This is a genomic window from Rosistilla carotiformis (genome assembly GCF_007753095.1).
Classification (GTDB): Bacteria; Planctomycetota; Planctomycetia; order Pirellulales; family Pirellulaceae; genus Rosistilla; species Rosistilla carotiformis.
The window spans coordinates 5,401,084-5,427,479 of record NZ_CP036348.1; the positions used below are offsets into that span (position 1 = coordinate 5,401,084).

At 58.1% G+C, this 26,396-nt stretch carries 20 protein-coding genes; 9 read left to right on the top strand and 11 right to left on the bottom strand.

The window, feature by feature from the left end; all coding sequences use genetic code 11:
* Positions 1-45 precede the first annotated feature (45 nt).
* Entirely contained in the window at positions 46-2,301 is a 2,256-nt protein-coding gene (locus Poly24_RS19545; protein ID WP_145099422.1) for an efflux RND transporter permease subunit, read from the top strand.
* On the opposite strand, the gene Poly24_RS19550 is transcribed toward Poly24_RS19545, so the two are convergent.
* Positions 2,298-4,199, bottom strand: a complete 1,902-nt coding sequence (locus Poly24_RS19550; RefSeq protein WP_145099425.1) for a 6-phosphogluconolactonase — start codon at positions 4,197-4,199, stop codon at positions 2,298-2,300. The two genes, Poly24_RS19545 and Poly24_RS19550, sit on opposite strands and share 4 nt — an antisense overlap.
* A gap of 48 nt (positions 4,200-4,247) precedes the next feature.
* A complete protein-coding gene (tsaB, locus tag Poly24_RS19555) occupies positions 4,248-5,030 on the bottom strand; it encodes a tRNA (adenosine(37)-N6)-threonylcarbamoyltransferase complex dimerization subunit type 1 TsaB (protein WP_197452030.1) in 783 nt (260 codons plus the stop codon).
* Between the two features lie 160 nt (positions 5,031-5,190).
* Between tsaB and Poly24_RS19560 the strand changes: the two genes are divergently transcribed.
* Both Poly24_RS19560 and Poly24_RS19565 read left to right on the top strand, forming a co-directional pair.
* Positions 5,191-5,943, top strand: a complete 753-nt coding sequence (locus tag Poly24_RS19560) for a metallophosphoesterase family protein (protein WP_145099431.1) — start codon at positions 5,191-5,193, stop codon at positions 5,941-5,943.
* Between the two features lie 119 nt (positions 5,944-6,062).
* Complete coding sequence (locus Poly24_RS19565; protein ID WP_145099434.1) at positions 6,063-6,812, top strand: metallophosphoesterase family protein; 750 nt, start codon at positions 6,063-6,065, stop codon at positions 6,810-6,812.
* Here Poly24_RS19565 and Poly24_RS19570 read toward each other — a convergent pair.
* Positions 6,809-8,452 (bottom strand): sodium:solute symporter, encoded by a 1,644-nt coding sequence (locus Poly24_RS19570; protein ID WP_145099437.1) that lies wholly within the window; start codon positions 8,450-8,452, stop codon positions 6,809-6,811. The two genes, Poly24_RS19565 and Poly24_RS19570, sit on opposite strands and share 4 nt — an antisense overlap.
* Positions 8,453-8,455: 3 nt before the next feature.
* Positions 8,456-9,136, bottom strand: coding sequence for a GntR family transcriptional regulator (locus Poly24_RS19575; RefSeq protein WP_145099440.1), 681 nt, complete (start codon positions 9,134-9,136; stop codon positions 8,456-8,458).
* Positions 9,137-9,360: 224 nt separating this feature from the next.
* Here Poly24_RS19575 and Poly24_RS19580 point away from each other — a divergent pair, with 224 nt between their 5' ends.
* Positions 9,361-10,374: a sugar phosphate isomerase/epimerase family protein gene (locus Poly24_RS19580; protein WP_145099442.1), complete on the top strand. Its 1,014-nt coding sequence runs from the start codon at positions 9,361-9,363 to the stop codon at positions 10,372-10,374.
* Positions 10,375-10,380: 6 nt separating this feature from the next.
* Here Poly24_RS19580 and glpK read toward each other — a convergent pair whose 3' ends face one another.
* The 5 genes from glpK to Poly24_RS19605 all read right to left on the bottom strand — a co-directional run bounded on the left by glpK (position 10,381) and on the right by Poly24_RS19605 (position 18,942).
* Positions 10,381-11,877, bottom strand: a complete 1,497-nt coding sequence (gene glpK / locus Poly24_RS19585) for a glycerol kinase GlpK (RefSeq protein ID WP_145099445.1) — start codon at positions 11,875-11,877, stop codon at positions 10,381-10,383.
* Positions 11,874-13,433, bottom strand: a complete 1,560-nt coding sequence (locus tag Poly24_RS19590; protein ID WP_145099448.1) for a glycerol-3-phosphate dehydrogenase/oxidase — start codon at positions 13,431-13,433, stop codon at positions 11,874-11,876. Before Poly24_RS19590 ends, glpK begins: the two co-directional genes overlap by 4 nt.
* Positions 13,430-15,421 carry a thioredoxin domain-containing protein gene (locus Poly24_RS19595; protein WP_231753236.1) on the bottom strand — a complete coding sequence of 664 codons (1,992 nt, stop codon included), beginning with the start codon at positions 15,419-15,421 and terminating at the stop codon, positions 13,430-13,432. The genes Poly24_RS19590 and Poly24_RS19595 overlap by 4 nt, the downstream gene beginning before the upstream one ends.
* Before the next feature lie 49 nt (positions 15,422-15,470).
* Positions 15,471-18,212, bottom strand: coding sequence for a type I DNA topoisomerase (gene topA / locus Poly24_RS19600; RefSeq protein ID WP_145099452.1), 2,742 nt, complete (start codon positions 18,210-18,212; stop codon positions 15,471-15,473).
* Between the two features lie 301 nt (positions 18,213-18,513).
* On the bottom strand, positions 18,514-18,942 hold the full coding sequence (locus Poly24_RS19605) for a thiol-disulfide oxidoreductase DCC family protein (protein WP_145099455.1): 429 nt from the start codon (positions 18,940-18,942) through the stop codon (positions 18,514-18,516).
* 166 nt (positions 18,943-19,108) lie between these two features.
* Between Poly24_RS19605 and ubiE the strand changes: the two genes are divergently transcribed.
* The 5 genes from ubiE to Poly24_RS19630 all read left to right on the top strand — a co-directional run bounded on the left by ubiE (position 19,109) and on the right by Poly24_RS19630 (position 24,275).
* Entirely contained in the window at positions 19,109-19,843 is a 735-nt protein-coding gene (ubiE, locus tag Poly24_RS19610; RefSeq protein ID WP_145099458.1) for a bifunctional demethylmenaquinone methyltransferase/2-methoxy-6-polyprenyl-1,4-benzoquinol methylase UbiE, read from the top strand.
* A complete protein-coding gene (locus Poly24_RS19615; protein ID WP_145099461.1) occupies positions 19,840-20,481 on the top strand; it encodes a UbiX family flavin prenyltransferase in 642 nt (213 codons plus the stop codon). Before ubiE ends, Poly24_RS19615 begins: the two co-directional genes overlap by 4 nt.
* On the top strand, positions 20,478-21,410 hold the full coding sequence (locus Poly24_RS19620; protein WP_231753237.1) for a UbiA-like polyprenyltransferase: 933 nt from the start codon (positions 20,478-20,480) through the stop codon (positions 21,408-21,410). The genes Poly24_RS19615 and Poly24_RS19620 overlap by 4 nt, the downstream gene beginning before the upstream one ends.
* Before the next feature lie 207 nt (positions 21,411-21,617).
* Positions 21,618-22,763 carry an aminofutalosine synthase MqnE gene (gene mqnE / locus Poly24_RS19625; RefSeq protein WP_145099464.1) on the top strand — a complete coding sequence of 382 codons (1,146 nt, stop codon included), beginning with the start codon at positions 21,618-21,620 and terminating at the stop codon, positions 22,761-22,763.
* 687 nt (positions 22,764-23,450) lie between these two features.
* Positions 23,451-24,275 (top strand): hypothetical protein, encoded by an 825-nt coding sequence (locus tag Poly24_RS19630; RefSeq protein WP_145099467.1) that lies wholly within the window; start codon positions 23,451-23,453, stop codon positions 24,273-24,275.
* A gap of 443 nt (positions 24,276-24,718) precedes the next feature.
* Here the strand turns inward: Poly24_RS19630 and Poly24_RS19635 are convergent, their stop codons facing one another.
* Positions 24,719-25,066, bottom strand: a complete 348-nt coding sequence (locus Poly24_RS19635) for a cytochrome C oxidase subunit IV family protein (RefSeq protein WP_145099469.1) — start codon at positions 25,064-25,066, stop codon at positions 24,719-24,721.
* A gap of 67 nt (positions 25,067-25,133) precedes the next feature.
* Positions 25,134-26,306, bottom strand: coding sequence for a cytochrome c oxidase subunit 3 (locus Poly24_RS19640; RefSeq protein WP_145099472.1), 1,173 nt, complete (start codon positions 26,304-26,306; stop codon positions 25,134-25,136).
* Positions 26,307-26,396: the final 90 nt, after the last annotated feature.

Here is a 26,396-nt window from a genome sequence, read left to right on the forward strand (position 1 = left end):
CCTGCGTTTGGTGAAGCTTGAAGTCGGTTAGGGAGAACACGACGGATGCGAATCTGGGCGCGATTGACGGTAGGCCGACCGTTCTTATTCTTATGCATCGTGCTGGCGGTGACCGTCAGCTGTGGCATGGGCCTGCTGCGACTTCGCTTCGATACCTCTCCCAACGCGGTCTTCTCGTCCAACGACCGCTCTAGTCATCAGCTGAGCGATCTGCACGAGGTCTTCGGCCCCGATGACAACGATCTGTTGTTGATGATCGAAGGGGATCGTCTTTTAGACCCGCAATCGATCGATCGCTTGCGAGCTCTCCGCGACCAATTGCAATCGCTCGACGATGTCGCTGGCGTCGCAAGCGTCTTCGATTTGCGCCGCGGCGGGGCGATGTTGCCCGTGCTGCCCGAAGCGATTCCGCCGGGCTGGGATGCGGAAAAGATCCGCCACGACCTGACATCGCATCCATCGGCCGCGGGGCAATTGATCAGCGACAGCGGCGAACTGATGGTCTTTTGGGTGCTGTTAAAAGGACGCGATCTCACCCAATCGCAGATCGGATCGGCGATCGCGCCGATCGACACCGTGATCGAAGGCTTTGAAACCGACAGCGGTCTGCGCGTTTGGAAAGCGGGCCATCCGGCGATTCGCGACGGCGTGTTGTCTTCGATCCAAGGGTCACTGTTCTACGGATCGGCGTTCGCCATGATCGCCGGCATGACCGCGTCGCTGCTGCTGTTCCGCGGCCTGGCGCCGGTTGGCGTCTGCATGTTGGGGCCGACGCTCGGTTCGATCTGGACGTTTGGATTGATGGGCTGGTGCGGAGTGGCTGTCGGCGGGCTGACCAGTTCGCTGCCGTCGCTGATCTTCGTGATCGGCCTGACCGATGCGATCCATCTGCTGTTGGCAGCGAATCGTCGCTTGGCCGCCGGGCACACGCGGCGCCGCGCGATCTATGCGTCGTTACTGCGTGTCGGCCCGGCGTGTCTATTGACTTCGTTGACGACGATGATCGGCTTCGGTTCGCTGCAATTGTCGCGGTTGGATGCGGTCGCGGAGTTTGGTTTGTGGGCCGGGATCGGTGCGGCGGCGGCGTTGATCGCCGACCTGTGCGTGCTGCCGCTGGCGATTCGTTTCCTTCCCGAATCGCATCTGCACAGCCGCCGCGGCAGCAGCGTCCCGTGGATGGAATCGATGATGGCGGGAGTTTCGCGGATGCCGCTGCGGGTTCCGATTCGCGTTTCGCTGCTGGGAATCGTTGCCTTTTTTGCGATGTTGCCTTTTGCGATCGATCAGAAAGTCGATATCCGCTGGACCGAAGCGATCCCCGAGGCGGATGAGACGAACGAGGCGCTGCGGCTTGCCGACGCGGAGCTTGGCGGCGCGCTGCCGGTGCTGATTATCATCCGCTGGCCCGAGACGTTGTCGTTCCCGGCGTCGGAGATCAACGTCGTTGCCGGGCGGGTCTCCAAAGCGGTCAAAGAGACAACAGGCTTCGCTCCGCCAGCATCGATCTACAACACGTTGGCCGGATTCCCAGGGCGTTCGTGGGAGGAGAAGTATCAATTGATCGAAGGTCGCCGCGGCGCTGTCGATCGGATCTTCAACCCCGATCAGCGGCAGATGCTAGTCAGCACGCGGGTGCCCAACGATGGAGCGATCGCGTTGGAGGAGCGTCTGTTGCGGTTGGATGCCAAGCTGGAGCCGATCATGGCGACGCATCCCGATTTCGAAATCGAAGTCACCGGCACCGTCGTTGCCGCGGCGCAGAACATGCGAGCGGTGATCGGCGATTTGGCTCGCAGTCTATCGGTGGCTAGCGTCTTGATCTTCGCGGTGATGTCGATCCAGTTTCGATCGCTGTTGATCGGCTTGATCAGCTTCATCCCCAACATGTTGCCGCTGTTGATCACCGCCGCCGGATTATCGATCTTGGGCTATCCGCTGCAGATCACTTCGGCGCTGACCTTTTCGCTGTGCCTTGGCCTGGCGGTCGACGACACGATCCATGTGATCACGCACTTTCAACAGGATCGAAGACCGACACGCCCGGTCGCCGAATCGGTTCGCATCACGATGCTCCGCGTCGGGCCAGCGCTGCTGCTGACGACTGGGATCTTGGTCGCTGGATTTGGATCGATGCTGTTGAATCCCATGCCCGCGATCAAGTTGTTCTCAGCGCTCTGTTGCATCACGATGATCGCCGCGTTGATCGGCGATCTGATTCTGTTGCCTGCGCTGCTGATGGTTGCATTTCGCAAACGGGCTCCGCTTCGCTGGCCTCGCCGCGCGATGGTGCCAACGCGTTAGATCGGTTCGCCGTTCCAGCGCGTGAAGGCTTCCAACGCGTAATATTCTGGCAACCCACATTGGTTGTACGCGTCGGCGGTGCCGCGGTTGCGGTCCTCGGCACGTTGCCAAAATTCGCGTGGATCGCTGCCGGGGAACAGGGCTTCGTCCTTCTGGCTCTCGTGCATGAAGATCGCTTTGCGTTTCAGCTCCAAATCGTCGGGACTCAACGGCACCGCGATCTCGATCTCGTGCAACGCGTATTCCTGCCACGCCCCGCGGTACAGCAGCACCTCGGGAACCGGTTGATTCTTTTCCTTCAATCGTCCCAGCGCCAGGAAGATCGCTTCGGCGCAGACGCGGTGCGTGCCGTGAGGGTCGGCCAGATCGCCAGCGACAAAGACGACGTGTGGTTTCACTTTCAGCAACAGATCGTAAATGATCTGCACATCCTCTTCGCCGACCGGATTTTTGGTGACCGTTCCGGTGCGGTAGAACGGGAGATCCAAGAAGTGCAGGTTCTCCTCTTTGCAGCCCGCTTTGACGGCTGCCGCGCGAGCTTCGCTCCAGCGGATCAGGCCTTTGATTCGTTGGATCTCTTCGCAATCGGGCTGTCCCGGTCGCTTCGAATCGAGACCGCGGCGAACCTGTTTTTCAACTTCCGCCGACCGATCTAGATCGATGTTGAACAGGCGGTTGTATTCGGTCACCAGATCGGCAACGCGGAGCGCGTCGTGATCGAAGACGGCGATGTTGCCGCTGGTCATATAAGCGACATGCGTCTGATGACCGTCTTCGACCAAGCGGATCAAAGTGCCGCCCATGCTGATCACGTCGTCGTCCGGATGGGGACTGAAGCACAAGCAGACCTGATCATCGCGACCGGCCGGATGGTAATCGATCGTGTCCATCATCATCCGGAAGACGCGATGAGCCAATCGTTCGGCGGGGCCGTAGTGACGCAGCAATTGGTGCAGGTCGTTGACGCGGAAATCGTTGTCGTCCAGTTTCAGCAGCGCCTTGCCGGCGACTTCGCTGAGCCACAGGACCGCCCGCTTGATCATCGGTTCGTCCCACGACATGTTGCCCAACAACCATGGGGTCGCGATGCCGGTCAGCATCCCCGCGGCGGGTTGGTCCAGCAACAGTTCGAGGTTGGGATGTTCTTGCAGGAAGCTGGCGGGAACGCGATCGGTGATTCCCCCTTCAAACGCTTCGCGAACCAGACCGGCTTTGTGTTCCCCCAACGCCAGGCAAAGGATCTTGCGCGCGTTGAGGATCGTTTCCAAGCCGGCGGTGACGGCATGGGTTGGAACGTATTCCTCGCCGAAGAAGTCGCTCGCAGCGGCTCGGCGGGTGACTGGATCGAGCGTACACATCCGCGTATGGCTGTTGCGGATGCTGAAAGGCTCGTTGAATACGACGTGCCCGTTGCGACCGATGCCACAGACGACGATGTCCAATCCGCCGTCGTCCTGAATCGCTTGTTCGTAAGCGTTGCAGACCGATTCGATCCGGTCGACGCTGACGGTGGTGTCGGGGACCAACACGTTTTCCGCGGGGATGTTGACGTGGTCGGTCAGATAATGGCGAATCGAAGTCAGATGGCTCTGCGGACTCTCGGGATTCAGCCCGATGTATTCGCCCAACAGATAGATCTTAACGTTGGAGAAGTCGAGCTTTTGCTCGCGATGCAGCCGGATCAATTCGCGGTACGTGCCAGTGGGGGTCGAACCGGTCACCAATCCCAAGACGGTCTGCTTGCCAGCTTGATTGTGCGAATGAATCGATTCAGCGATCGCTGCGGCGGCGTACGCGGCGAGATCGCCACTGCGATCAAAGGCGAGCGTGGTGACGGCAGTTCCGTCGACAAAGCGGCTGTGGTCGGGAGCGGTAGAACTGGAGCTGGATACGAGCAAGGGATCGGCCTTGGGTGGAAAGGGGACAATCGAGCCGCATCAATTGTGTCAAATTTTCTTTGCTTGCGAATACGTGCCAGCCGAATTTTGGCGATTGTCTTTTTCATCCGCCATTTCTTCGGCAGCACTCTTACGAAGGTAACGCGGCACCAACGACCAGTAATCGTCCCGCTTGCCTGATTGATACATCTTCCAAGCGAGCCGTCCGAGCGTCGCTGCCATCGGCCGCGGCCAGCCATCAAAGGTCGTCCCATATTCGACCTCATCGGCGGCCGAAGGTTCCGTCGCCGAAGCGTCCCGACTCGGCGGCGGTTCGACAACGCGGCGTCCCACCGCATAAATGTCCATCGTCGCCTGCAAATCATCCCATCGGCTTCGATCGACAATTTCGGTCGCCCCTTCGTCCGGGTCGATTTGTTCGTCCAGGTGCTCGGTGCGGATGAATAACTGCCCCCGGTAGGCGTTGGTGCAGACGGCGATTCGTCGCGCCGTAGCGGGAAATTGTTCGGGGTTCGCCAACCAAGCTTCCCGCTGTTGCTGGCAGATGATCGCCAGCGAATCGACGGCGACAAGATCGGCTTTCAAAGCAAAACAGAGCGTTTTTGCCGCGGTCACTCCGATTCGCAGACCGGTGAACGATCCCGGCCCTACCGAAACACTGACAAGTCCCAGCGGCGGATCGCCGGCCGGAATCAACCCCAACAAGGTCTGGATCGCGGGGGCAAAGCTGGCCGTCGTACGCTGCTCTACCGTCAAATTCAGTTCGCGGACCAGGTGATTGCCTTGTAACAAGGCGATCGAGGCTTCGCGCCCGCTTGTTTCAATTGCCAAATGCCAGATCATTGTGGGATTGTGCCCGGAAAAACGTAGAATTTACAATAGCTTGTTTCCCGTAACGAGGGACAAGAGGAATAGCATGTGGTGGAACTCTCTACAACGACGGGCTATAGTTTCCCCTTGAACAAGCGTTCCATCCACGAGGTGCATTAGCGTGAAGCGAGCTCTGATTAGCGATATCCATGGAAATCTGGAAGCCCTGCGCGCTGTCCTTGCCGATATCGATTCGCAAGACATCAGCGAAATTGTCTGTTTAGGGGACATTATCGGCTACGGTCCCAATCCATGCGAATGCCTGGATCTCGTGATGAAACGCTGTGCCATTACGATCTTGGGCAACCATGATCAGGCGGCGCTGTTCGATCCCGATGGCTTCAATCCCGTCGCCCTGCAAGCGATTTATTGGACGCGCGACAAATTGGACAGCGGCCCGGCCAGCGAATCGAATCGCCGCTGGGATTTTCTTGGCACCCTGCCCCGTCTGCACAAAGCCGATCCGTTTATGTTCGTGCACGGCAGCAGCCGCGATCCAACCAACGAATACGTCTTCCCCGAATATGTCTACGATCAGCGGAAGATGGAAATCTTGTTCGCTCGTATCGAACATTACAGCTTCCAAGGCCACACCCACCTTCCAGGTGTGTTCACGACGCAGTGTGAGTTCCTGACGCCCGAGGAATGCAATTACGAATACCAGCTGGGTCCCGAGAAGATGATGGTCAACGTGGGCAGCGTTGGACAGCCACGCGATGAAGATCGCCGCTCCTGCTACGTCGTCTTGGACGACGAATCGATGAAGATCGAGTTTCGGCGGATCGAATACGACGTCGAAAAAACGGCTCAGAAAATTTACGACGAACCCGATCTTGCCAACATGTTGGGTGATCGTATTAAACTGGGGCGGTAAAGACGACACGGCTTGGAACTGCGAGACTCCAGCCGATGCTGGATTTGAATAATCTGCCGGGGCTAGCCCCTGCTGCAACACCAGCCGCCGTCGCGGCTGATTGAAACTAGGAATACTCCATGCCGCGTCAGGCGATCGTTAGCGACATTCACGGAAACCTTGTCGCGCTTCAAGCCGTGCTCGCCGACATCGCCGAGCAAAACGTCGACTCCATCGCCTGTCTTGGAGATGTTGTGGGCTACGGTCCGCAACCATGTGAGTGCTTGGACGTCGTGGCGGGATTCGAATTCACGATCCTCGGCAATCACGATCTCAGCGCGCTGTTCGACCCCGAAGGTTTCAACGCCGCCGCCGAACAAGCGATCTTCTGGACCCGGCGTCAGCTGGAAAACGGCACCGACAAAGAAGCCAGCCGCCGACGCTTGGACCTGCTGTGCAATCTGCCACGAACCTATCGCCGCGGCGGCATGTTATATGTCCACGGTTCGGCGCGGGGACCAACGACCGAATACGTCTTTCCCGAGGACACCTACAATCCTCGCAAGATGGAAAAGATCTTCTCGATGGTTCCCGAGGTCTGTTTCCAGGGGCACACCCACGTCCCGGGAGTCTTCACGCACGAGAATCAGTTCGTTCGCCCCGATGAAACCGGTCACGTCTACGAACTGTCGGGGAAGAAGGCGATGGTCAATGTCGGTAGCGTTGGGCAACCGCGCGACGGCGATCCACGCAGCTGTTACGTGATCGTCGAAGATCGCCGGCTGGAATTCCGCCGCGTCGAATACGATATCGAAAAGACGGTTCGGATGATCGAAGCCGAAGCCGACCTCGATAACTTTCTTGGCTATCGGCTCCGCGAAGGCCGTTAAGCCTCCTTCGCCGGCGGCCGCATGCCGCTCGTCGCCAGTCCGGCAATGCATCCGATCACGACGATGCTTACCGTCCCCACAACGATCACCAAGAACTGGTGAAACGGGCTCTGCAATTCGGCCAGCTCTTCCGGCCACAGACCGCTTGTCGACAGCACCATCCAAGCGATCACAAGCGAACCGCTACCGACCGCTGTGAGCGCGGCTCGGCTGTTCGCCCGCTGGCTGATCAAGCCCAGCAAGAACAGTCCCACGATCCCGCTTCCTAAAACGCTCGACAACGTCCACCAGACGTCCAGCGCACTTTCGGTCAACCGGACCAACGCGATCGCCATCCCGGTCCCCAGCAGGCCCCAGACGACGGTCGCGACGTGCAGCACTCGCATCCGTTGCCGATCGGTCGCTTCGGGGCGAACGAATCGCTGGTAGAAGTCGCTCATCACCAACGTCGCCGAAGAGTTCAACGACGTGGAGACCGTGCTCATCGCGGCGGCAAAGACCGCGGCGATCAACAGCCCCGAGAGCCCCTGTGGAAGGTGAGCCGAGATGAAGTGCGGGAAGACGCGGTCGCCCAAATCGCGCGGCGTCAGCGAAGCCGCTGTCGTGGATAGCTGTTCCTGATAGCTGGGCGAGTAGATTTCGACGTTGTCGGCCGACAGGGTGAACTCTGGATCGACGCCCTGCTGCATCAACCGCTGGCGAGCGACGATCTGCCGGACTTGGTCGAGGTCGTCGGGATAGCTGGAGTACCAGGCGAACAGCGACGTCCCGATGAAGAAGAACAACGCGCTGACCGGAACGTACAGTCCGGCGCTGATCCACAGACTGCGAGCCGCATCGCGATCGCTCTTCGCCGCGATGTAGCGTTGGATGTAGCTCTGATCGATACCGAAGTTCTTCAAGTTCTCGAACAGTCCAAACAGCAGCACGATCCAAATCGTTGGCTGCGAAACAGTCCAGATTTCGCTGCTGCCGAGCGAGAACTTTTCGGAATCGTTTGCGATTTGAAAGACCTGCCCAGGCCCTTCGGGCAAGCCGACCAAAATCACCGCCACGGCGATCAACGCTCCGGCCAACAGCACGATCGCCTGGATCGCATCGGCCCAGATCACCGCCACGATCCCGCCGATGAACGCGTAGACGGTCACGACGATTCCGGTGCAAACGATAATCCAACGGATATCCCAACCGAAAATCACCGCCATCGGCAGCGCCATCAGATACATCACCACGCCGATCCGAGCGATCTGATACAGCAGATAGAACGCGCTGGCATAAACGCGTGCCCAGGCACCGAAGCGACGTTCTAACAGCGCGTACGCCGAGACCTCTCCGGTCGATCGGTACAACGGAACGAAGTACCGCACCGCAATCAGCGCGGCGAGCGGCAGGGCGAGCGAGAAGACAAACGGATTCCAGTTGTCGACAAAGGATTTGCCCGGCAACGCTAGATAGCTGATGCTGCTCAAGAAGGTCGCGAAGATCGACAGACCGCACAGCCAACCGGGAAGCGAACGGCCGCCGGTGGTGAAGTTGTCCGATGAACGACTGTTTCCGGAGAAGTAGAGTCCGATGCCGATCACGCCGACAAAGTAGAGAATCAGCACCGACCAATCGATGATCGTGAATTGCGCTTGCATGGGTTAGCTTTCGTCGATTGCTTTGAGTGAGGCTTTGAGCCCGCGGCTGATATGCGTCGCTGAGGCAGAGCGTGATTTCTTGACATCGCCCGCTTGGATCGCCGTCAGGATCTGGAGATGGTCGTCGCAGGTGCTGCGCATCGTGGCGACATCGTAGCGGTGGCGGCGGATTCCAAACACGCGCGTCAGCACATGCGAGCGGACCGCCGTTCGCGCGAGCGCTTGGTTGCCCGTCGCTTCGATGATCAACATGTGGAAGGCAAAGTCGGCTTTCTCAAACTGGGCGGTCATCCGTTTGTTGGCGAATTCGGAACTGGAATTTGCCAGTTGATCGGTCAACGCGAGCATCCGATCGACTTGTGCTTTAATCTGATTCAACTGCTTCGTCGCCGCCCGCTCCGCTGCCCGAGCTGCAGCGTACGGTTCGATCGCTTCGCGAACCTCATACAGTTCGATCAATTCATCGCGGTCGATCTTGCGGACGATCGCGCCGAGCTGAGGCACCAGATCGACAAGCCCTTCGTTGACCAATTGCCCAACCGCTTCGCGAACCGGTGTTGCGCTGATCCCTAATTCCTTGCCAATCGGTCCGTACAACAGCCGCGTTCCCGGTTCAAATTCGCCCGCCAGCAACTTGCTGCGGAGATGGCGATAGGCGCGGCCTGCGTTGGTTTCGACTGCCATCGGTAGATTCTCTCGCGACAGAATTAGAGGATGAGTAGAAGACCGCTGCGAAGCTTTTGCGGAGTATCGCTTGCCGCAAGTCTATAGACTAAGCGGAAGACTCTCACACAGCAAGCGTTGCTACACCGCTCATTTGTCGCGACGCTGCGATTCCCGTTGTGGTATCATATCGCAACCGATCTGCTTTGGGGGCCCCGAATTCTCGATCTCGATAGGCGATGCCGATGCAACCCGAATCCTCTCTGAAACGACGCGATCTGTTGACCTACGCAGCTTTTGGCAGCGCCGCTTGGGCTGTCGCCAGTCAGGCCGATGGAGCCGGCTCGGTAGCGGTTCAGGGAGAATCGACCGATCCGCCGCGGCCTCGGTATGCGATGAAGAAGTCGATCAATTTGTGGGCCTTCCCCTACCCCGACAAGATGTCGCTGCGGCAGTGCATGGAACTCGCCAAAGCTGCTGGCTTCGACGGCATCGAGCTGAATTACGATCTCGACAGCGAACTATCGCCCAAATCGGGGACCAAAGAATTCCATGCGATCCGCCGGATGGCCGACGAGATCGGGATTGAGATCAGCGGCGTCTGTTCGTTCCTGTTCTGGCCGTTTCCGCTGACCAGCAACGACCCTGCAGAGCGGGCCCGCGGGATGGAGCTGGCGGGCAAGATGACGCTAGCCGCTCACGATTTGGGAACGGAAAATTTGTTAGTCGTTCCCGGAGCGGTCCACATGCCGTGGCGAGCCGATCACGATCCGACTCCTAACGATGTTTGCGATCGCCGGGCCCGCGAAGCGATCGGGAAACTGTTGCCTCAAGCCGAGAAGCTGAACGTTTCGCTGAACATGGAAAACATCTTCTTCAACGGTTTTCTGATGTCGCCGATGGAGATGGCCGACTTTGTCGACAGCTTCTCCAGCGAGCATGTGAAAGTCCACTTCGACACCGGCAACATCATGGAGTACCAGTTCCCCGAGCACTGGATTCCGATCCTGGGCAAACGGATCAAGAACGTTCACCTGAAAGAGTTCACCAAAAAGGGAAGCGACCATTCGTTGGAAGCCTTCCGCCCGCTGCTGGATGGGACCACGAACTGGCCCGCGGTGCTGGCCGCCTTCGACCAGATCGGCTACGACAGCTATCTCACGTTCGAATATTTCCATCCCTACCAACACTTCCCCGAAGCGTTGGTCTACCAGACGGCCGATTCGCTGGACCGGATGTTGGGGATCAAGCAGGGCTGATTCGGCTCACGAGTTCGCCCAACCTTTGGAGCGTTCGACGGCCATCTGCCACTTGTGATATCGCGACTCGCGAATTTCGGGATCCATCGCGGGCGTGAACTCGCGATCCAAAGCCCAGTTCTCTTTGACGGCTTTCAGATTTTTCCAATAGCCGACGGCAAGTCCCGCCAGATACGCGGCTCCCAAAGCGGTCGTCTCGCTGACCTTCGGGCGTTGGACCGCCGTATCTAAGATGTCGGCTTGGAACTGCATCAACGCATCGTTGCAGCAAGCTCCGCCATCGACCTTCAGAATTTTCAGCTTAGTCCCCGCGTCCTGCTGCATCGCATCGAGCACATCGCGCGTTTGAAAGGCCATCGATTCGATCGACGCTCGAGCGATATGAGCCGCCGTGGTGCCGCGGGAGATTCCCAAGATCGCTCCACGGGCGTGCGGGTCCCAGTGCGGTGCTCCCAGCCCAACCAAGGCCGGCACAACGATCACGTCATCCGCATCGTCGACCTTCGACGCCAGCGATTCGACGTCGCGCGATTCCGCGATAATTCCCAGCCCATCGCGCAACCACTGCACGATCGCTCCGGCGACAAAAACCGAACCCTCCAAGCAATAGGTCACCTTGCCATCGATTCCCCAGCCGATTGTGGTGAGCAATCGATTGTCGGAAAGCTTGGGCGTTTCACCGATATTCATCAGCATGAAGCACCCGGTGCCGTAGGTGTTCTTGGCGCTCCCCTCTTCGAAACAACCCTGCCCAAACGTCGCCGCCTGTTGGTCGCCGGCGACGCCCGCGATCGGGATCACGCCGCCGAGAAACTCCGGTTTCGTTTCGCCAAAGCTTCCGCTCGATGGGAGCACTTCGGGCAACATCGCACGCGGAATGTCGAGCGCCGTCAGCAGTTCGTCGTCCCAGTCGAGATCGTGGATGTTGTACAGCAGCGTCCGGCTGGCGTTGCTGTAATCGGTCACATGTTTTCCGCCGGTCAACCGCCACAACAAAAACGAATCGACGGTACCAAACAGGACCTCGCCCCGTTGGGCTCGCGCTCTTAATCCGGGGTGACGATCGAGGATGTATTTTATTTTGGTCCCCGAAAAATAGGGATCGATCAAAAGTCCTGTCTTGTTGCGGAAGGTGTCCGCCATTCCGTCTCGCGTCAATTGATCGCACAGGTCGGCGGTGATTCGGGACTGCCAAACGATTGCGTTCTGAATCGGTTTGCCCGTCTCGCGGTCCCAGACGACAACCGTTTCGCGTTGGTTGGTGATCCCGATCGCAGCGATGTCGTCATGCGTCAGCTTCGCTTCCTCGATCACCTGCCGAGCGACTGCCAACTGGCTGCTCCAGATCTCTTCAGGATCGTGTTCGACGTGCCCTGGTTGCGGAAGGATCTGCCGGAATTCCTGCTGCGCCACCCCGCGAATCTGTCCCGAATGATCGAACAGGATCGCCCGACTGGAGGTCGTCCCTTGATCCAACGCCAGGATGAATTTTGTCTTCTTCAACTCGCCACCTGCTTTCCAAACATCGTTAACAACCGCTGCTCACACTCCGCAACTTCCTGCCCCACGCTGTCGGCTTCCAGAATTCCAGCCGCCACCATCCGCGATGCCAGTTGGTCCAACGTGGCTCGCGACAGCCGTGGATGATACAGCAACATCAACCGACGCTCCACCAAATCGCCCAATCGGCGAACGTGTTCGTCGGCGATGATCGCATCGACCACGGCCAGCGGGATTTGGGTGCCGACAAGCATTTCGCCATCGCCGCTGGCCGTCGTCGCTTCGCGGCAATCCTCATGACCGGGGAAAGGACGATCGCGGCCAAGATCCTTCGCCTCAAAACCGACTCGATCGGCCAGCCACTCGACCGTCTCTTCGGCCAGGCTGCGACAGGTGGTCAATTTCCCGCCGATGATCGACAGCATCGGCCACGGTTGGTCGGGATGGTCGTGTAGAATGTGGTTCCGCGTCACCGAAGCGGCCGACTTGCCGCTCTCGCGATACGGCAGCGGACGCACGCCACAGTAAAAGCATTCGATGTCTTGACGACTGAACTTCGTTTGCGGAAACAACGAATTAACAACAGCGACCAGGTAATCGAGTTCCTCGTCGGAAGCTTTCGCTTTGGCAGGGTTTTCGTCGAAGAAGATGTCGGTCGTCCCGATCAAGCAGCAATCGCCGAACGGGAGCAAAAAGACGGGGCGGCCGTCGTCCGCTTCCGCATAAACACCGCCGCCAGCGAGCATCTGACGCAGCTGGGGATGGAACGTGATCAGATGGCTTCCCTTGGTCCCGCCCATCAATCGCTTCGAATCGACGTCGATCTTTTTCAACGCGCGATCGACATAAGATCCCGTCGCGTTCACGACAGCTCGTGGGCGCAGCGTCCGCGTCTCTGCGGGTGGATACGCCAGTTGAGGCTCCAGTCGCAGCGTCGCGTCATCGCGATGCGTCGTGTGGTAGGTCAGCAGTTCGAACGTGACGCCATGCTGTTTCGCAAGCGCTTCGCAATCGGCGATCATGCCGACGACAAACCGTTCGGGAAAACGAATCTGAGCGTCGTAGTAGGAGCTGAGCCAACCGTAACGCTTCGGATCGACAGGGGGCACGTCGGGAGCTGACACTTTGCGGCGGCAATGTTTGGGCAACGTGCTGGCTCGCGCGAACAGATCGTACATCGTCAATCCGACCCCGACCAACCAAGCGCCACGCGGTTTGGGAGTGGAGCGTTTGGCCGGTATCCCAAGGAAGTTCCGCGTCGCCGCGACCGCTCCGCCCAACCGCGACTGGCTGGGAATGAACAGCTCCAACGGTTTGACGAACTGCGGCGCCAGCTTCAGCAACCGCGAGCGTTCGTCCAACGATTCGCGGACCAAACTCACCTCGGCGTATTCCAAATATCGCAGCCCGCCGTGGATCAGGCGACTGGAATAGGCGGTCGCCCCCGAAGCGATGTCGGCCGAATCGACCAGCACGACCGATTGGCCATTGATCAACAGTTGCCGCGCGATCGCGACGCCGTTGATGCCGCCGCCGAGGATCAGGATCGGATCATTCATGGTTTGGTTTCAGCAAGGATCTTGGCCATCGAGACCGCCGCGCGCGGGGCCGAGGTGGGAGAGCGTTTCAGCAGCCCAGCGACGTTTGCAATCGTTCGCTGAGCGTAGTCGTGGTACGATGTCGGCGCTTCGATGTGCTCGCCCAAATACAACAGGTTCTCGGCGGAGACCGTATTTCCCGATGGGATCGCACTATCGACGGGATCTTTCGCCCGCGCGATCAGCGATTGGTGATCTTGCGAGGTGAAAAAGAATCCGTCCCGTTGTTCATCCCAGAACTGGGCGATCTGAATGTCGGTCAGCGTTCGGGCGGCGTCGAGCCACTGCGGTTCGCCGGTCGCTTGGTGGATCGCGATCAATCCGTCGACGAAAAATGCGTAATCATCGACGTAGCCATTCAGCTTGGCCTGGCCCGCCGAATAGGTTCGGAAGAGCGTGCCGTCGGGTTGCCGCAACGATTTCAAAACAAACGTGGCCGCTCGTTTGGCGACCTCTACATATTCGGGCTGCTCCAGCAGACGACCGGCATCGGCGTAGCCACGGATCATCAAACCGTTCCACGACGTCAAGATCTTGGTGTCGGTGATCGGAGCGGTTCGTTTTCCGCGAGCCGCCAGCATCGTGGATCGCAGCGGCGCAAGCGTCTCTCGCAACGCGGCGGCATCGGTCTTCAAAGGCTCCGCAATCGTAGCCAATGGTTCGTCAGTCTGTGGGACAAAATATTCGCCTTCAAAATTTGGTTCGCCATCCAGATGATAGGTCGCGGCAAAACGGGCGTAGTTTGGATCGGCAGCAAACGCTTTCAGATCGTCTTTCGTCCAACGATAGAACGCTCCCTCCTCCCCTTCGCTGTCGGCATCGATCGCCGAATAGAAGCCACCTTCGGGCGACAGCATCTCGCGAGACGACCAGGCCAGCAGGTCCTCGACAATCCAGCGGTATTCGGGATTTCCAGTCAATGTAAACGCCCGAGCGTAGACGCTGGCCAGTTGACCGTTGTCGTAGAGCATCTTTTCAAAGTGTGGGATCTGCCAGAATCGATCGACGCTGTAGCGATGGAAACCGCCCCCCAGATGATCCTGGATCCCGCCGGCAGCCATCTTGTCGAGCGTGCGGGTGAGCATCGCAAGGGCTTGATCGCGGACCGGTTCATCGAGCGATTCATCGGTTGCCCGATGCAGCAGATAGAAGAGGTTTGCCGGCTCGGGGAACTTTGGACGATTCGGTTGGTTCTCGACAAACCCAAAGCCGCCGTGTTCGGCATCATATTCTTCGGCCAGTCGCTGCCCGACGCGTGCGACCAGACCTAAAGAAGGTTCTGCCGCGGGAAGAACCGATGCCAGGTCCATCTGCTTCTGCAGCGCATCGGTCATCTGGTCGCCGCTGGCAAGGATCTGATCGTGGTCGCGTTCCCAGGCGGTCTGGATCGCTTGAATCAGAGAGAGAAAGCCGGGGGCTCCTTCGCGGTCACCATCGCGAGCGGGGAAGTAGCTGCCGCCGTAAAACGGTTTTGCGTCGGTCGTCATAAAGACCGACATCGGCCAGCCGCCGCGCTGCGTTAACAGTTGGACCGCTTGCATGTAGATCGCATCGACGTCGGGGCGTTCCTCGCGATCGACCTTGATGCAAACGAAGTGCTCGTTCAGGTATTTCGCTATCTCCACGTCCTCGAACGATTCGCGTTCCATCACGTGGCACCAGTGACAGCTGCTGTACCCGACCGACAGAAAGATCGGCTTGTTCTCCGCCTTGGCCTTGGCAAACGCTTCGTCGCCCCACGGATACCAGTCGACCGGATTGCGAGCGTGCTGCAACAGATAGGGACTGGTTTCGGCAGCTAATCGATTGGGCGGATGCTGCTTGCCCGGCGGCTCATCGGCCCCGGCCGGTCGTCCCGAAAGGACGACTGCGGAGAGCACCGCGATGCAAACCATCGCGGCAGGGAAGGGGCGAAAGACAACCGATCGGGAGGTAGGTGCGTGCGACATGCCCTCATCGTACCACAACCGATCGGTGCGTGAGCTTGCGGCGATTCGCTTAAGCTGGCGCGATCGTATGCAGCTTTGGCTCGTAGCCATCTTCGACGACTTGGCCTTCGATCGTCTTGATCACCGGCAACGGATGGGCCTCAACCCACGCGGCCCAATCGGCTTCGATCTTCTTTTGTTGATCCTCTTCCAGCGACGAAAATCCGACGCGACCGCGGCACTTGGGGAAACTGGAACAAGAGAGCCACAGCCCGCGTTTGCTGTCACGAACGTACAGCGGATGCTCTTCGCATTTGGGGCACGTCAATTCGCTGACCATCGGTTCGGTCTTCGGCAGGACGACGGTTCCTTTCTTCGGATCCAGCTTCAAGATGAACTTCACCTCGGGGTAGTTTTGGCTAGCCAGGAAGGGCCCAAAACGACCGGTCCGTTTGATCAGCGGCGTGCCATCTTCGGGGCACAACACGTCGGTCTCCTCGGGCAGCATCGGGTTGCCGTCGCTGTCGATCGGCGCGGCATAATCGCATCGCTCGGGCATCTCGTCGGAGATCTTTTGAAACTTCGCCTTATCGTCTTTGGTCAGCTTCATCCAACCCAACTTGGCCGACGTTTCCTTGTGCAGCAATTGTGGCCGCGCCTTGCCGCGGGCCTTCTGCAACAGATAGGTTCCGTCGTGCCCTTCGGCTTGCACTTCGACCGGTTCGACCATGAACTTGGTGCAGCCGAGGAAGCGTCCGTTGCGGCCAAATCGGTAGCAGGTTGGGGCGCCGCATTTGGGGCACTTCAGATGATCCGGTGCCGGTTCGAACTCCGCCTTCGCGTGGCTGGTGTTCTCCATCGCCTGTTCCAAGGCGTCTTTGAACGGATCGTAGAAGCGGTGCAGCAGTTTCTGCCACTCTTCCTGGCCGGTTTCGATCTCGTCGAGTCCGGCTTCCATCCGCCGCGTGTAACCGACATCCATGATCTCGGGGAACGCTTCGACAAGCTTGTCGGTGACAACTTTGCCGATATCGGTCGCCTTCAGACGGCGATCGCGTTGGGCGACCGGTTCGACGTATTTGCGGTCCTGAATCGTGCTGATAATCGCCGCGTAAGTCGACGGCCGGCCGATCCCTTCTTCCTCGAGCCGCTTCTGCAAGCTGGCTTCGGTGAATCGTGGCGGTGGGCTGGTGAACTTCTGTTGTGGATCGATTTCCATCGGCCCCAGTTGTTCCCCTTCGTTCAACTTTGGCAACACGATGTCGTCGCTGGTTGGAACGCCCGACGCGCGGTAGAAGCCGTCGAAGACAAGCGTTCGGCCGCTCGCCTTAAGCGTCGCATCGACGCCGGTTGGCTGGATCTCGATCGATGTCGAATCCCACTGCGCGGGCAACATCTGGCACGAGATGAACCGCTCCCAAATCAGTTTGTACAGTTTGTACTGCTCGTCGCTGAGGTGCGACTTGACCATTGCGGGAGTCAACGTGGCGTCGGTTGGCCGGATCGCTTCGTGAGCTTCCTGCGCGTCTTTGTTCGACGATTTGTAGAAGTTCGGTTTTTCGGGCAGGTAGTCCTTGCCGTAGTTCTGCTCGATGAAAGTCCGAGACATGTCGAGCGCTTCGCCCGACAAGTGAGTCGAATCGGTACGCATGTAGGTGATCAGACCGGTCTGACCGCGAGTCCCCTTCAGATCGATACCTTCATACAGCTGTTGTGCCGTGCGCATCGTTCGCTGCAGTTGGAAACCGAGCCGGTTGGCCGCAGCCTGCTGCATCGTCGAAGTGATAAACGGCGGCGAAGGGCGGCTGGTCGTTCGCCGCGTTTCGATCGACGTGATCTTGTATTCGGGGGCATCGCCGACTTTGCCGACAAAAGTGACGCGGTTCTTCGCCGGGCCCTTGCCTTTGGGATCTTCGGTTTCGATCGCTTCGTCGAGCGAGAAACCAAGCTGTTGGGCTGCGTCGAGTGCAACGGCGCGGTCGCTCGGTTCAAACTTGGCTCCGCCGAAACGGACCAGTTCGGCGCGGAGACACTTCTGTTGGCTGAGCCATTCGTTTTGCTGCTTCAGCGTTCGCTCTTCCTCGCCGCTCCAGCTGCTCCATTTGCCAGCGATCTCCCCGGTTTTCGCCAGGTCGGTGGCAAACAGCGCGTTGATCTTCCAGAACTCGTCCGGAATGAAAGCTTCGATCTCCCGTTCGCGTTCGACCACCAAACGGACGGCGACCGATTGGACGCGGCCGGCGCTCAGGCCGCCCGCGACCTTCCGCCACAGCAGCGGCGAGACTTGGTAGCCGACGATCCGATCGACGATCCGGCGGGCTTGTTGCGCATTGACGACGTTGGTCGCGATCGTTCGCGGGTTCTGGAACGCTCGGGCGATATCGCCCTTGGTGATCGCGTTGAAGACAACGCGTTTAGCTTGCGCGGTGGGGACGCCTAACGCTTCGGCAAGATGCCAAGCGATCGCCTCTCCCTCGCGGTCGAGGTCGGTCGCGAACCAGACGTCTTGGGCTTGTTTGGCAGCTTTTTGCAGATTGGTGACCGTCGGCTTCTTATCGGGCATCACCTCGTAGGTCGGCGAGAAGTTGTTCTGCAGGTCGACCCCTGGAACGGGATGGTCCTTCCGCTTGGCTCCCTTGGGAGCACTCTTGGGCAGATCGCGGACATGGCCCACCGAGGCCATCACGAAATAATCGTTGCCCAAGTATTTATTGATCGTCTTCGCCTTGGTCGGCGATTCGACAATCACCAGGTGTTTCCCGGTGACTTCTTTCGGATCAAATGCGTATTTCTTAGCGGAGCGTTTAGCCATGCGGTTTCGTCACATCTCGACGGGGGCGGAGTTTACGAACGGTCTACGTTATATATGACCCAACCTAAGCGACAGGCAGCAATAATGTCTGCGATCGGAAGATTGATGGCATAAGACCCTCGGCAAAATCCTTAATATGCCAACCTTGTGCTTGTCAAGTACGCCGACAGTTTCTTTATAGGAACTCTTGACCGCCGATTGTTTGCCCAGAACTCGCATTCCCCCTGAATAGGCAGCTGGCGGAATTCGGCACCACCTTCGGCGAGTGGATAGCCGCCGCCGGCACGCGGCAGACGGGGATCTAGGAATTCAGATGGATCTTGCAGCCGCCCGAGTCGCAGTTTTTTCCTGCCAGGCGATAGCGACGCTTGGCGACTTGCTTGTACATCCATCGCCACAGCCCCGCCGATCCGGGCAGGTGCAGGACGGGCATGATCGGCCAAAGTAAAGCGAGTTGGCGACTGAGGTAACGAACGGCGTCGCTGCCCCCATGCCTGTTACCCTCGCCATCGACGACAAACATCTCCTGCATCAGGTCGTCATGCGACAGATCGGGGTAGCGCTCGGCGACTCGTTCGTCGTGCAGCGAGATGAACGCTAGTCGGTTTCGCCGATCCAACCAGTTCAATCGCTCCACCCCACCGCGGCAAAAATTGCACTGGCCATCGAAGATGACCACATCGGCATCGGGTCGCGAATCGGGATCGGCGAGATCGGGCGACTTAAACACGGGAAAAGCTCAGTAAAAACGAGGGCGTGACAGCAGACAAACCGCAATTTTGCGGCCGCTTGTAACATACCATACGCCGGTTATTCACAGCCCGGTTGTGCAGGGGGCTCCCTTGCGGTCATAAAGGTACGAGATTCTTGCCTTTATTTTATGTGAAACAACTCTGATGGCGACTGTGGACGCAACCAACACGAAGGAATTGGACAAATCGAACGCGCGGGTGCGGGAGATGTTTCGCCAGATTGCGCCTCGCTACGATCTGATGAACCATCTGCTGTCGTTGAACATCGACAAGCGTTGGCGCAACCAGACCGTCAGCCGGCTGCGGATCGAAGGGAACGCCCCGATTTTGGATGTCTGCACCGGAACGGGAGACCTGGCGCTGGCGATCAGCCGCCGCGCTGGAGCGGAGACGCCCGTCGTCGGTTCCGATTTTTGTCACGCGATGCTCGCCATCGGCGATCAGAAACGCAAGCAGCAGCCCGAGGCAAACGTCAATTTCCTGGAAGCCGACGCGCAACATCTCCCCTTCGACGACAACCAATTCCAAGTCGTCACCGTTGCCTTTGGATTGCGGAATGTCGCCGATACCGATCGCGGTCTGCAGGAGATGGTTCGCGTTTGCCGTCCGGGTGGACAAGTTGTTGTGCTGGAATTCTCTCAGCCGACCGCGCCGGGACTGAAACAGGCGTATCAGTTTTATTTCAAACATGCCCTGCCGCGGATCGGCCAAATGCTGGCTCGCAACGACAAGAGTGCCTACCAGTATCTGCCCGAATCGGTCGGCAGCTTTCCCTGTGGCCAAGCGTTGGCTGATCGGATGCAGCAAAACGGGCTGCACGATGTGAAGTTCACTCCGCTGACGTTTGGCGTTGCCACGATCTACGAGGGGATCAAATGACGCGTCCCTTGGTGGTTGCGATCACCGGTGGCAGCGGAGCGGTCTACGCGGTTCGGTTGCTGCAAGTTTTGCTGGCCGGCGGACGCGAGGTCTTTCTGATGCTCAGCCGCAGCGGCGCCGACGTGATCCGGCAGGAATTGAAGCTGGAACTAAACCTTTCCGTTGCCGGCTTTGATGCCGAGCCGTTGGTGACGTATCGGTCGCCGTGGAGTGAATCGGTTCCCGAGTTGCCCGACGACTGGCGCGAGCGATTGACGTACGCAGCGATCGACGATTACTTCTCGCCGATCGCCAGCGGATCGTTCCTGACCGACGGGATGGTCGTCTGTCCTTGCAGCGGCAGCACGTTGAGCAGCATCGCGCGGGCGGCGAGCAGCAATCTGGTCCATCGGGCGGCCGAGGTGCATTTGAAGGAACGCCGATCGTTGGTCTTGGTGACGCGAGAGACTCCGCTGTCGGTGATCGCACTGGAGAACATGACGCTGGCCGCGAAAGCGGGTGCGACGCTGTTGCCCGCCATGCCGGGCTGGTACCACGGCGTGCGTGGCCTGGACGATCTGGTCGACTTTGTCGTCGCCCGGATCCTGGACCAATTGGGAATCGAAAACCACTTGATGCAACGTTGGGGTGAAGCATGAGCGACACCATGGCGCAGCCGAGCAAGCTGCGGATGATGCTGGAGATGATTCGCTTCAGCCACACGATCTTCGCGTTGCCATTCGCCGCACTGGCGACGGTGATGGCGATTAAGTTGCCGCTGCCCGAGGGGACCGCGGTGCGCGTTCGACCACTCGATCTGGTCGCGATCTTGATCTGCATGGTCGCCGCGCGCAGCGTTGCGATGGCGTTTAACCGCTTGGCCGATCAAGCGATCGATGCGGGGAACCCGCGAACCGCAGGGCGGCATCTGCCGGCGGGATTGCTGGGCCGGCATGAGGTGACGATTTTTGCGATCCTGTGTGCCGTCGGATTCCTGGTCGGGTGTGCGTTATTCCTGCCCAATTGGCTGCCGCTGGCGGCGTCGATCCCCGTTCTGATGTTCCTTTGCGGCTACAGTTTGGCAAAACGATTTACCGCTGCCGCCCACCTGTGGCTGGGCGTTGCCCTGAGCCTGGCGCCGATTTGCGTTTGGGCGGCGCTTCGCGGTTCGGCGGTCCTTGCCGATCCGAGCGACCTGTTGCCGGCAGTGATCCTTGCCGCGGCGGTGGCGCTGTGGGTGACTGGGTTCGATATTATTTATGCCTGCCAAGACGAAGCCTTTGATCGCAGCGAGGGGCTGCAAAGCGTGCCCGCTCGGTTTGGTGCCAAGGGGGCGTTTCGGATCGCCGCCGCTTGCCATGCCGGGATGGTTTTGGTGTTGTTGGTGCTGCCAAGCGTCGCGCCTGCCCTAGGCCTCGGCTGGATCTACTACGCCGCGATCGGAAGCATCGCCGCGCTGCTGGTTTACGAACACTGTTTGGTCCGTCCCGACGACCTGGACCGAATCAACCAAGCCTTCTTCCAAGTCAACTCGATCGTCAGCGTTGGCCTGTTGGTCGCCGCGGGGATCGATTGCTGGATGGGATGAGGGAAGGATGCCGGTCGCCAGACGTGACCGCGAAGTATGGGATGATTGGACCCGCAGCGTTTGCTTCAGGTTCACGCCAATGCAAACGGAACGTACAATCCGGCTGGCCATTGATCGTCGTCGAAATGAATCGTGCTCGAATCGAACGCCTGACTGGGCGATCGCGAGCTCTCGCTAATAATAAATGTTAACCCCAACACAAATCAGATGATTGCAACGGAAATCAACGCCCGGCTTCGAACGATCCGCGACAAGGTTGAATCGCAAGAGCGATTGACGATGGATGATGGTTTGTTCTTGTATCAACCCGACGTGCCGCTGCACGAAGTCGGCGAATTGGCCGATCTGGTTCGCCAGCGGATGAACGGGAACGTTGCGTATTACAACATCAACACGCATCTGAATCCGACGAATGTCTGCGTCTACCGCTGCCGCTTTTGTGCCTTTCGCGCCGACCTCCGCGATCCCAAAGGCTACGCGATGGATGATGAACAGGTCATCGCTCGTGGGCAGGAAGCGACCGACAACGGCTGCACCGAGATGCACATCGTCGGCGGACTGCACCACCAGCGTCCCTACGAATGGTATCGCGGCGTGCTGTCGACGCTGTCGGAGAATTTCCCCAAGCTGCATCTGAAGGCTTGGACGCCCGTCGAAATCAATTGGTTTGAGTTTCAGACGAAGAACTCGACCGAGTGGGTCATGAACGACATGCGGGAAGCGGGGCTGGGCAGCTTGCCCGGCGGTGGAGCTGAGATTTTCCACCCCGAGGTTCGAGACCAGATTTGCGAACACAAAGCGAACACGCACGCTTGGTTCCATACGCATCGGACCGCTCATCAGCTGGGGATCCGATCGAACTGCACGATGTTGTATGGACACATCGAACAGGCGTATCACCGCGTCGACCACCTGTTGCGACTGCGGGAACTGCAGGATGAAACCGGCGGATTCCAGGTCTTCATCCCGCTGGCGTTCCATCCTGAAAACACCAAGCTGAGCCATCTGAAGAAGCCTTCGGCATTGGACGATCTGCGGAACGTTGCGGTCAGCCGATTGCTGTTGGACAACATCCAGCACATCAAGGCGTACTGGATCATGTTGGGAATCGGAACCGCTCAAACCGCCCTCTCCTACGGCGCCGACGACATCGACGGCACCGTGCGGCATGAGTTGATCTATCACGATGCCGGAGCAACGACTCCCGAATTCCTGAGCGTCGACAGGATCCGAGAACTGATCATCGAAGCGGGCCGCGTGCCGGTGGAACGCAACACGATCTATCAGGAAGTGATCCGCGACCCTAACGATTTTTCGAACTGGTCGATCGGCGAAACGCTCCCGGTATCGTAGCCACTGGAACCCAGCGCCGTTGCAAAGGCGACCGATCTGCCCTCGCACGGCAGTTCACGCCCTGAGAAGGGCAGGTACCTCCAACGCAATCGATTCCACCAAAGGAACCGATTGATCGCGACACCAGCACGAACCGCCAAGGGAAGATGCGTTGCCTTCAAGCAGCGACTCGAACCACTTTACGCGGCTTGAAAGTGCCTTAACTGCCATCCAGGGGGCCGCTCCCTAGCGGCAATTCGGACAAGCGTTATAGCGTGCACAAACGGAAATATCAGCGGTAAGGATTTCTGATAAAGGCAACCTAAGGGTTTGCAATGATTCGCCCCTCGGATCATAGTGGAAGCGATCTCCCACCCTGGAAGAATTCAGCAATTAACATAAGTTGCAAATCTTGTTTTCTAGTTCTTCCGTCCGGGCTATTCCGGAACAGATCAACCCAGCCAGTATTAGTAGCGTGGGGCATGTACACACAGTTCACAAGGATTCAACGTTGGCAAGCGGAGTACGAGAATGATAAAAAAAGCAATTTACAGCGTCGCCCTGGCGACTTTGACGGCTCAACCGAGCATCGCGAAAGACCCATGTTCGACAGCCGTTGGCTGCGGATGTTCTCAACCCGTTGCCGCGAGCTCGGGCTGTTATTCATCGTCGAGCACGGCTTACGACAATCCCAGTGAATTGAACATCTTGCTGACCACCGAATTGGTCGCCTTGCGTGAAGAGCTGGCGAACATGAAAGCGGCAGCCGCTGAAACCAGCGAAGCGCTACAGCAAGCCGAAACTCTTGTCGGCACGCAGAAGTCGCGGATGGAACAATTGATCGCGGAATCGTTGAAGGAAACTAAACGGGCCGAAGCAGCTGAAAAAGCGGCTAAAGAAGCACAGTCCGCCTTGGCTACGGCGAAGAAAGCCAACAACGAAGCGGTTGCTAAATTCAAGCAACAGTTGGCTGACACGAGCAAGAAAGTCGAACAGCTGACCAGCCAAAACGCCGAATTGACCAACAAGATGGCTGCGGCACAAAAGCAGATCGACGAAGAAAAGAAGCGTCAACAAGAAGAACAAAAGCGCCGCGAACAAGCAAAAGCAAAACGCGACGAAGAAGCCATGAAGGCGAAACAAGCGGCTGAAGAAAAGGCAAAAAAAGACGCGGAAGCCAAGGCTAAGAAGGAAGCCGAAGCAAAAGCCAAGATGGATGCCGAAGTAAAGGCCAAGAAGGAAGCCGAAGCGAAGGCTGCGGCTGAGAAGGCAAAGAAGGAAGCGGAAGCTAAGGCCAAGATGGAAGCAGACGCCAAGGCGAAGAAGGCCGCCGAAGCCAAGGCTGCTGCTGACAAAGCCAAGAAAGAAGCCGAAGCCAAGGCCAAGATGGAAGCAGACGCCAAGGCGAAAGAAGCTGCCGACGCAAAAGCTGCTGCTGAAAAAGTAAAGCAGGAAGCGGAAGCCAAAGCCGCCGCTGAAAAGGCAAAGCAAGCCGCTGACGCGAAGCCAGCAAGCGAAGAAAAGAGTAACTAAGTCCTTCGAGTCACACGTCCTAACGACGACTCCACTGAGTACGAAGCAAACGGTTGGCGGAAACGCCAACCGTTTTTTCGTGCCCCTCCGCCCTCGAAACGCAATCAATAAAAAGCCGTCAACGATCTCGAACACGAATCGGGGCGGACTCAATTGACGAGCCTATCGACATCTTGTCGACTCCTCGTGCCGTTCCAGCTCAAGCATCCTCACGCAAAGACAGCACCGATGCCCAAGGTCCACGGAGCGTCAAAGAGACGGCGATAGGGTAGCAATCGGTGATGTTCCCAGACAAAGCCGCACTCGACCGAAACTCCTCCACGATCACGATCCACCATAAAAAAACACACGACGCATCGAAGCGTCGTGTGCCATATTAATATCGATTTCATGAAGACCGCTACGGCATTCATCGCGTGGACGACGCCCACGCCCCAACAAGATTACTGAACGCTTTCCGCAACCGGTTTCAGGATGATATTGTGGTTGTAGGCGTGCGTATCCATCAATAGAAAGCTGACGAACAGCGTCACGAACAAGAAGGAGCTTAAGAACATGATGATGTTAAAGGGCTTATCCCATAACATGTGCATGAAGAAAGCCATCACCAAGGTCGCCTTGACCGACGCGATGGTCATTGCAATCCAAATCTCCCAGTTCCCCAAGTGCAAGCTCGCTTGAAACACGGTCAGGATGGTCAGGGCGGTGAGTGCAAAAAACACGGCCAGCAGCATCCAAACCGGCATTGGATGGGCAAATTCACCGTCAGCGTGTTCGTTGTGAGAACTCATAATTAGAACGCCTATCGTATAAAACGGATGATCGAGGGATGGGTTTGTAAAACAGTCGCCGCGTGGACTAACCAATCAGATACAGCAGCGGGAACAAGTAAATCCAAATCAAGTCGACGATGTGCCAATACAGGCCCACATAATCGACGGGACCAAAGTATTGGCTGCAGAAGTCTTGACGAACCGCCCGCACCAACAACCAAGTCATGACTCCAATTCCCGCGATAATGTGGATCGCGTGAAGACCGGTCATGCAATAGTAGATACTGAAGAACACACCCGCCAGCGAGTTGGAATTCACATCCAATTCGGGACGATCGTAGAACGGATCGATACCGGTGTAGTCTTCCACAAATTCCCCGGTCGCCGCCGCGCCTTGCGCCTCTAAGGCCTTCAATTCGGATCGCACGCCCGTGTTCGTCGCATCGCTAGCCAACATCCCCAAAACTTCGGTACCGGCTGGCGAATTCACTTCTTCAACCGCGACGGTCTCGGCGGCATCCAGCTTAGGCGACTCATGATCGTGCGCTGCGGATTCAGCCTCCGAAGCGACGTGTTCGCCGTGCGCTACGGCTTTGTTGCTGGCCCGGCTTTCAAGAAACGTACCCAATCCAACGCCGACAAAAAAGCAAGCTGCGACAACCACCAAAGGCATCGCACACTTCGTCATAAAAACGTTGCCGACGAGCTTCGAATAGCCCAGTAGGCAAATCATCCCCACCAACAGAATCGCGGGAACAATGCAGAGCGCTACAAGATAGTGCGAGAGTCCTTCGTGATGCGGTGCGGCTGGGTCGTAGTGATAAAAGCCGGCAGGCAACAGACCAAGGTCAAATTTGTGCGAATACTCGACCGCTTTGACTCCCAAAAAGATCATCGCACAACTGAGCGTTGCGGCCAGCATTCCGACGGTCGTCTTGTGTTGTTCCAACTGTGAAGCGCGCACCGCCCACGCCATCGTCAAACTGCTGAACAGCAGAACTCCGGTGTTGATCGCGCCCAGTTCCGTATTAAGGAACTGGCTACAGTAGGTGTAGACCTCCGGACGCAGTGAGCGGTAGATCGCGTAAGCGCAGAACAACCCACTGAAGAACAGAATTTCCGTGATCAGGAACAACCACATACCCAACTTACCCGAATCATATTGTTGTTCGGGAGTGTCGAAGTGGTGCGCCAGGAACGAAGGATGTTCGTGCTCGTCATGAGCATGGCTGTTTTGATCGATTTCAGCGGTTGCCATTGGCTGGCCGTTCTTTTTCTAGTGTTAAGTGAAAACTGTGTTTTGAATCTCGATTCGGGGTCCGTTTACTAGACTCCCGAACGTGTTCCA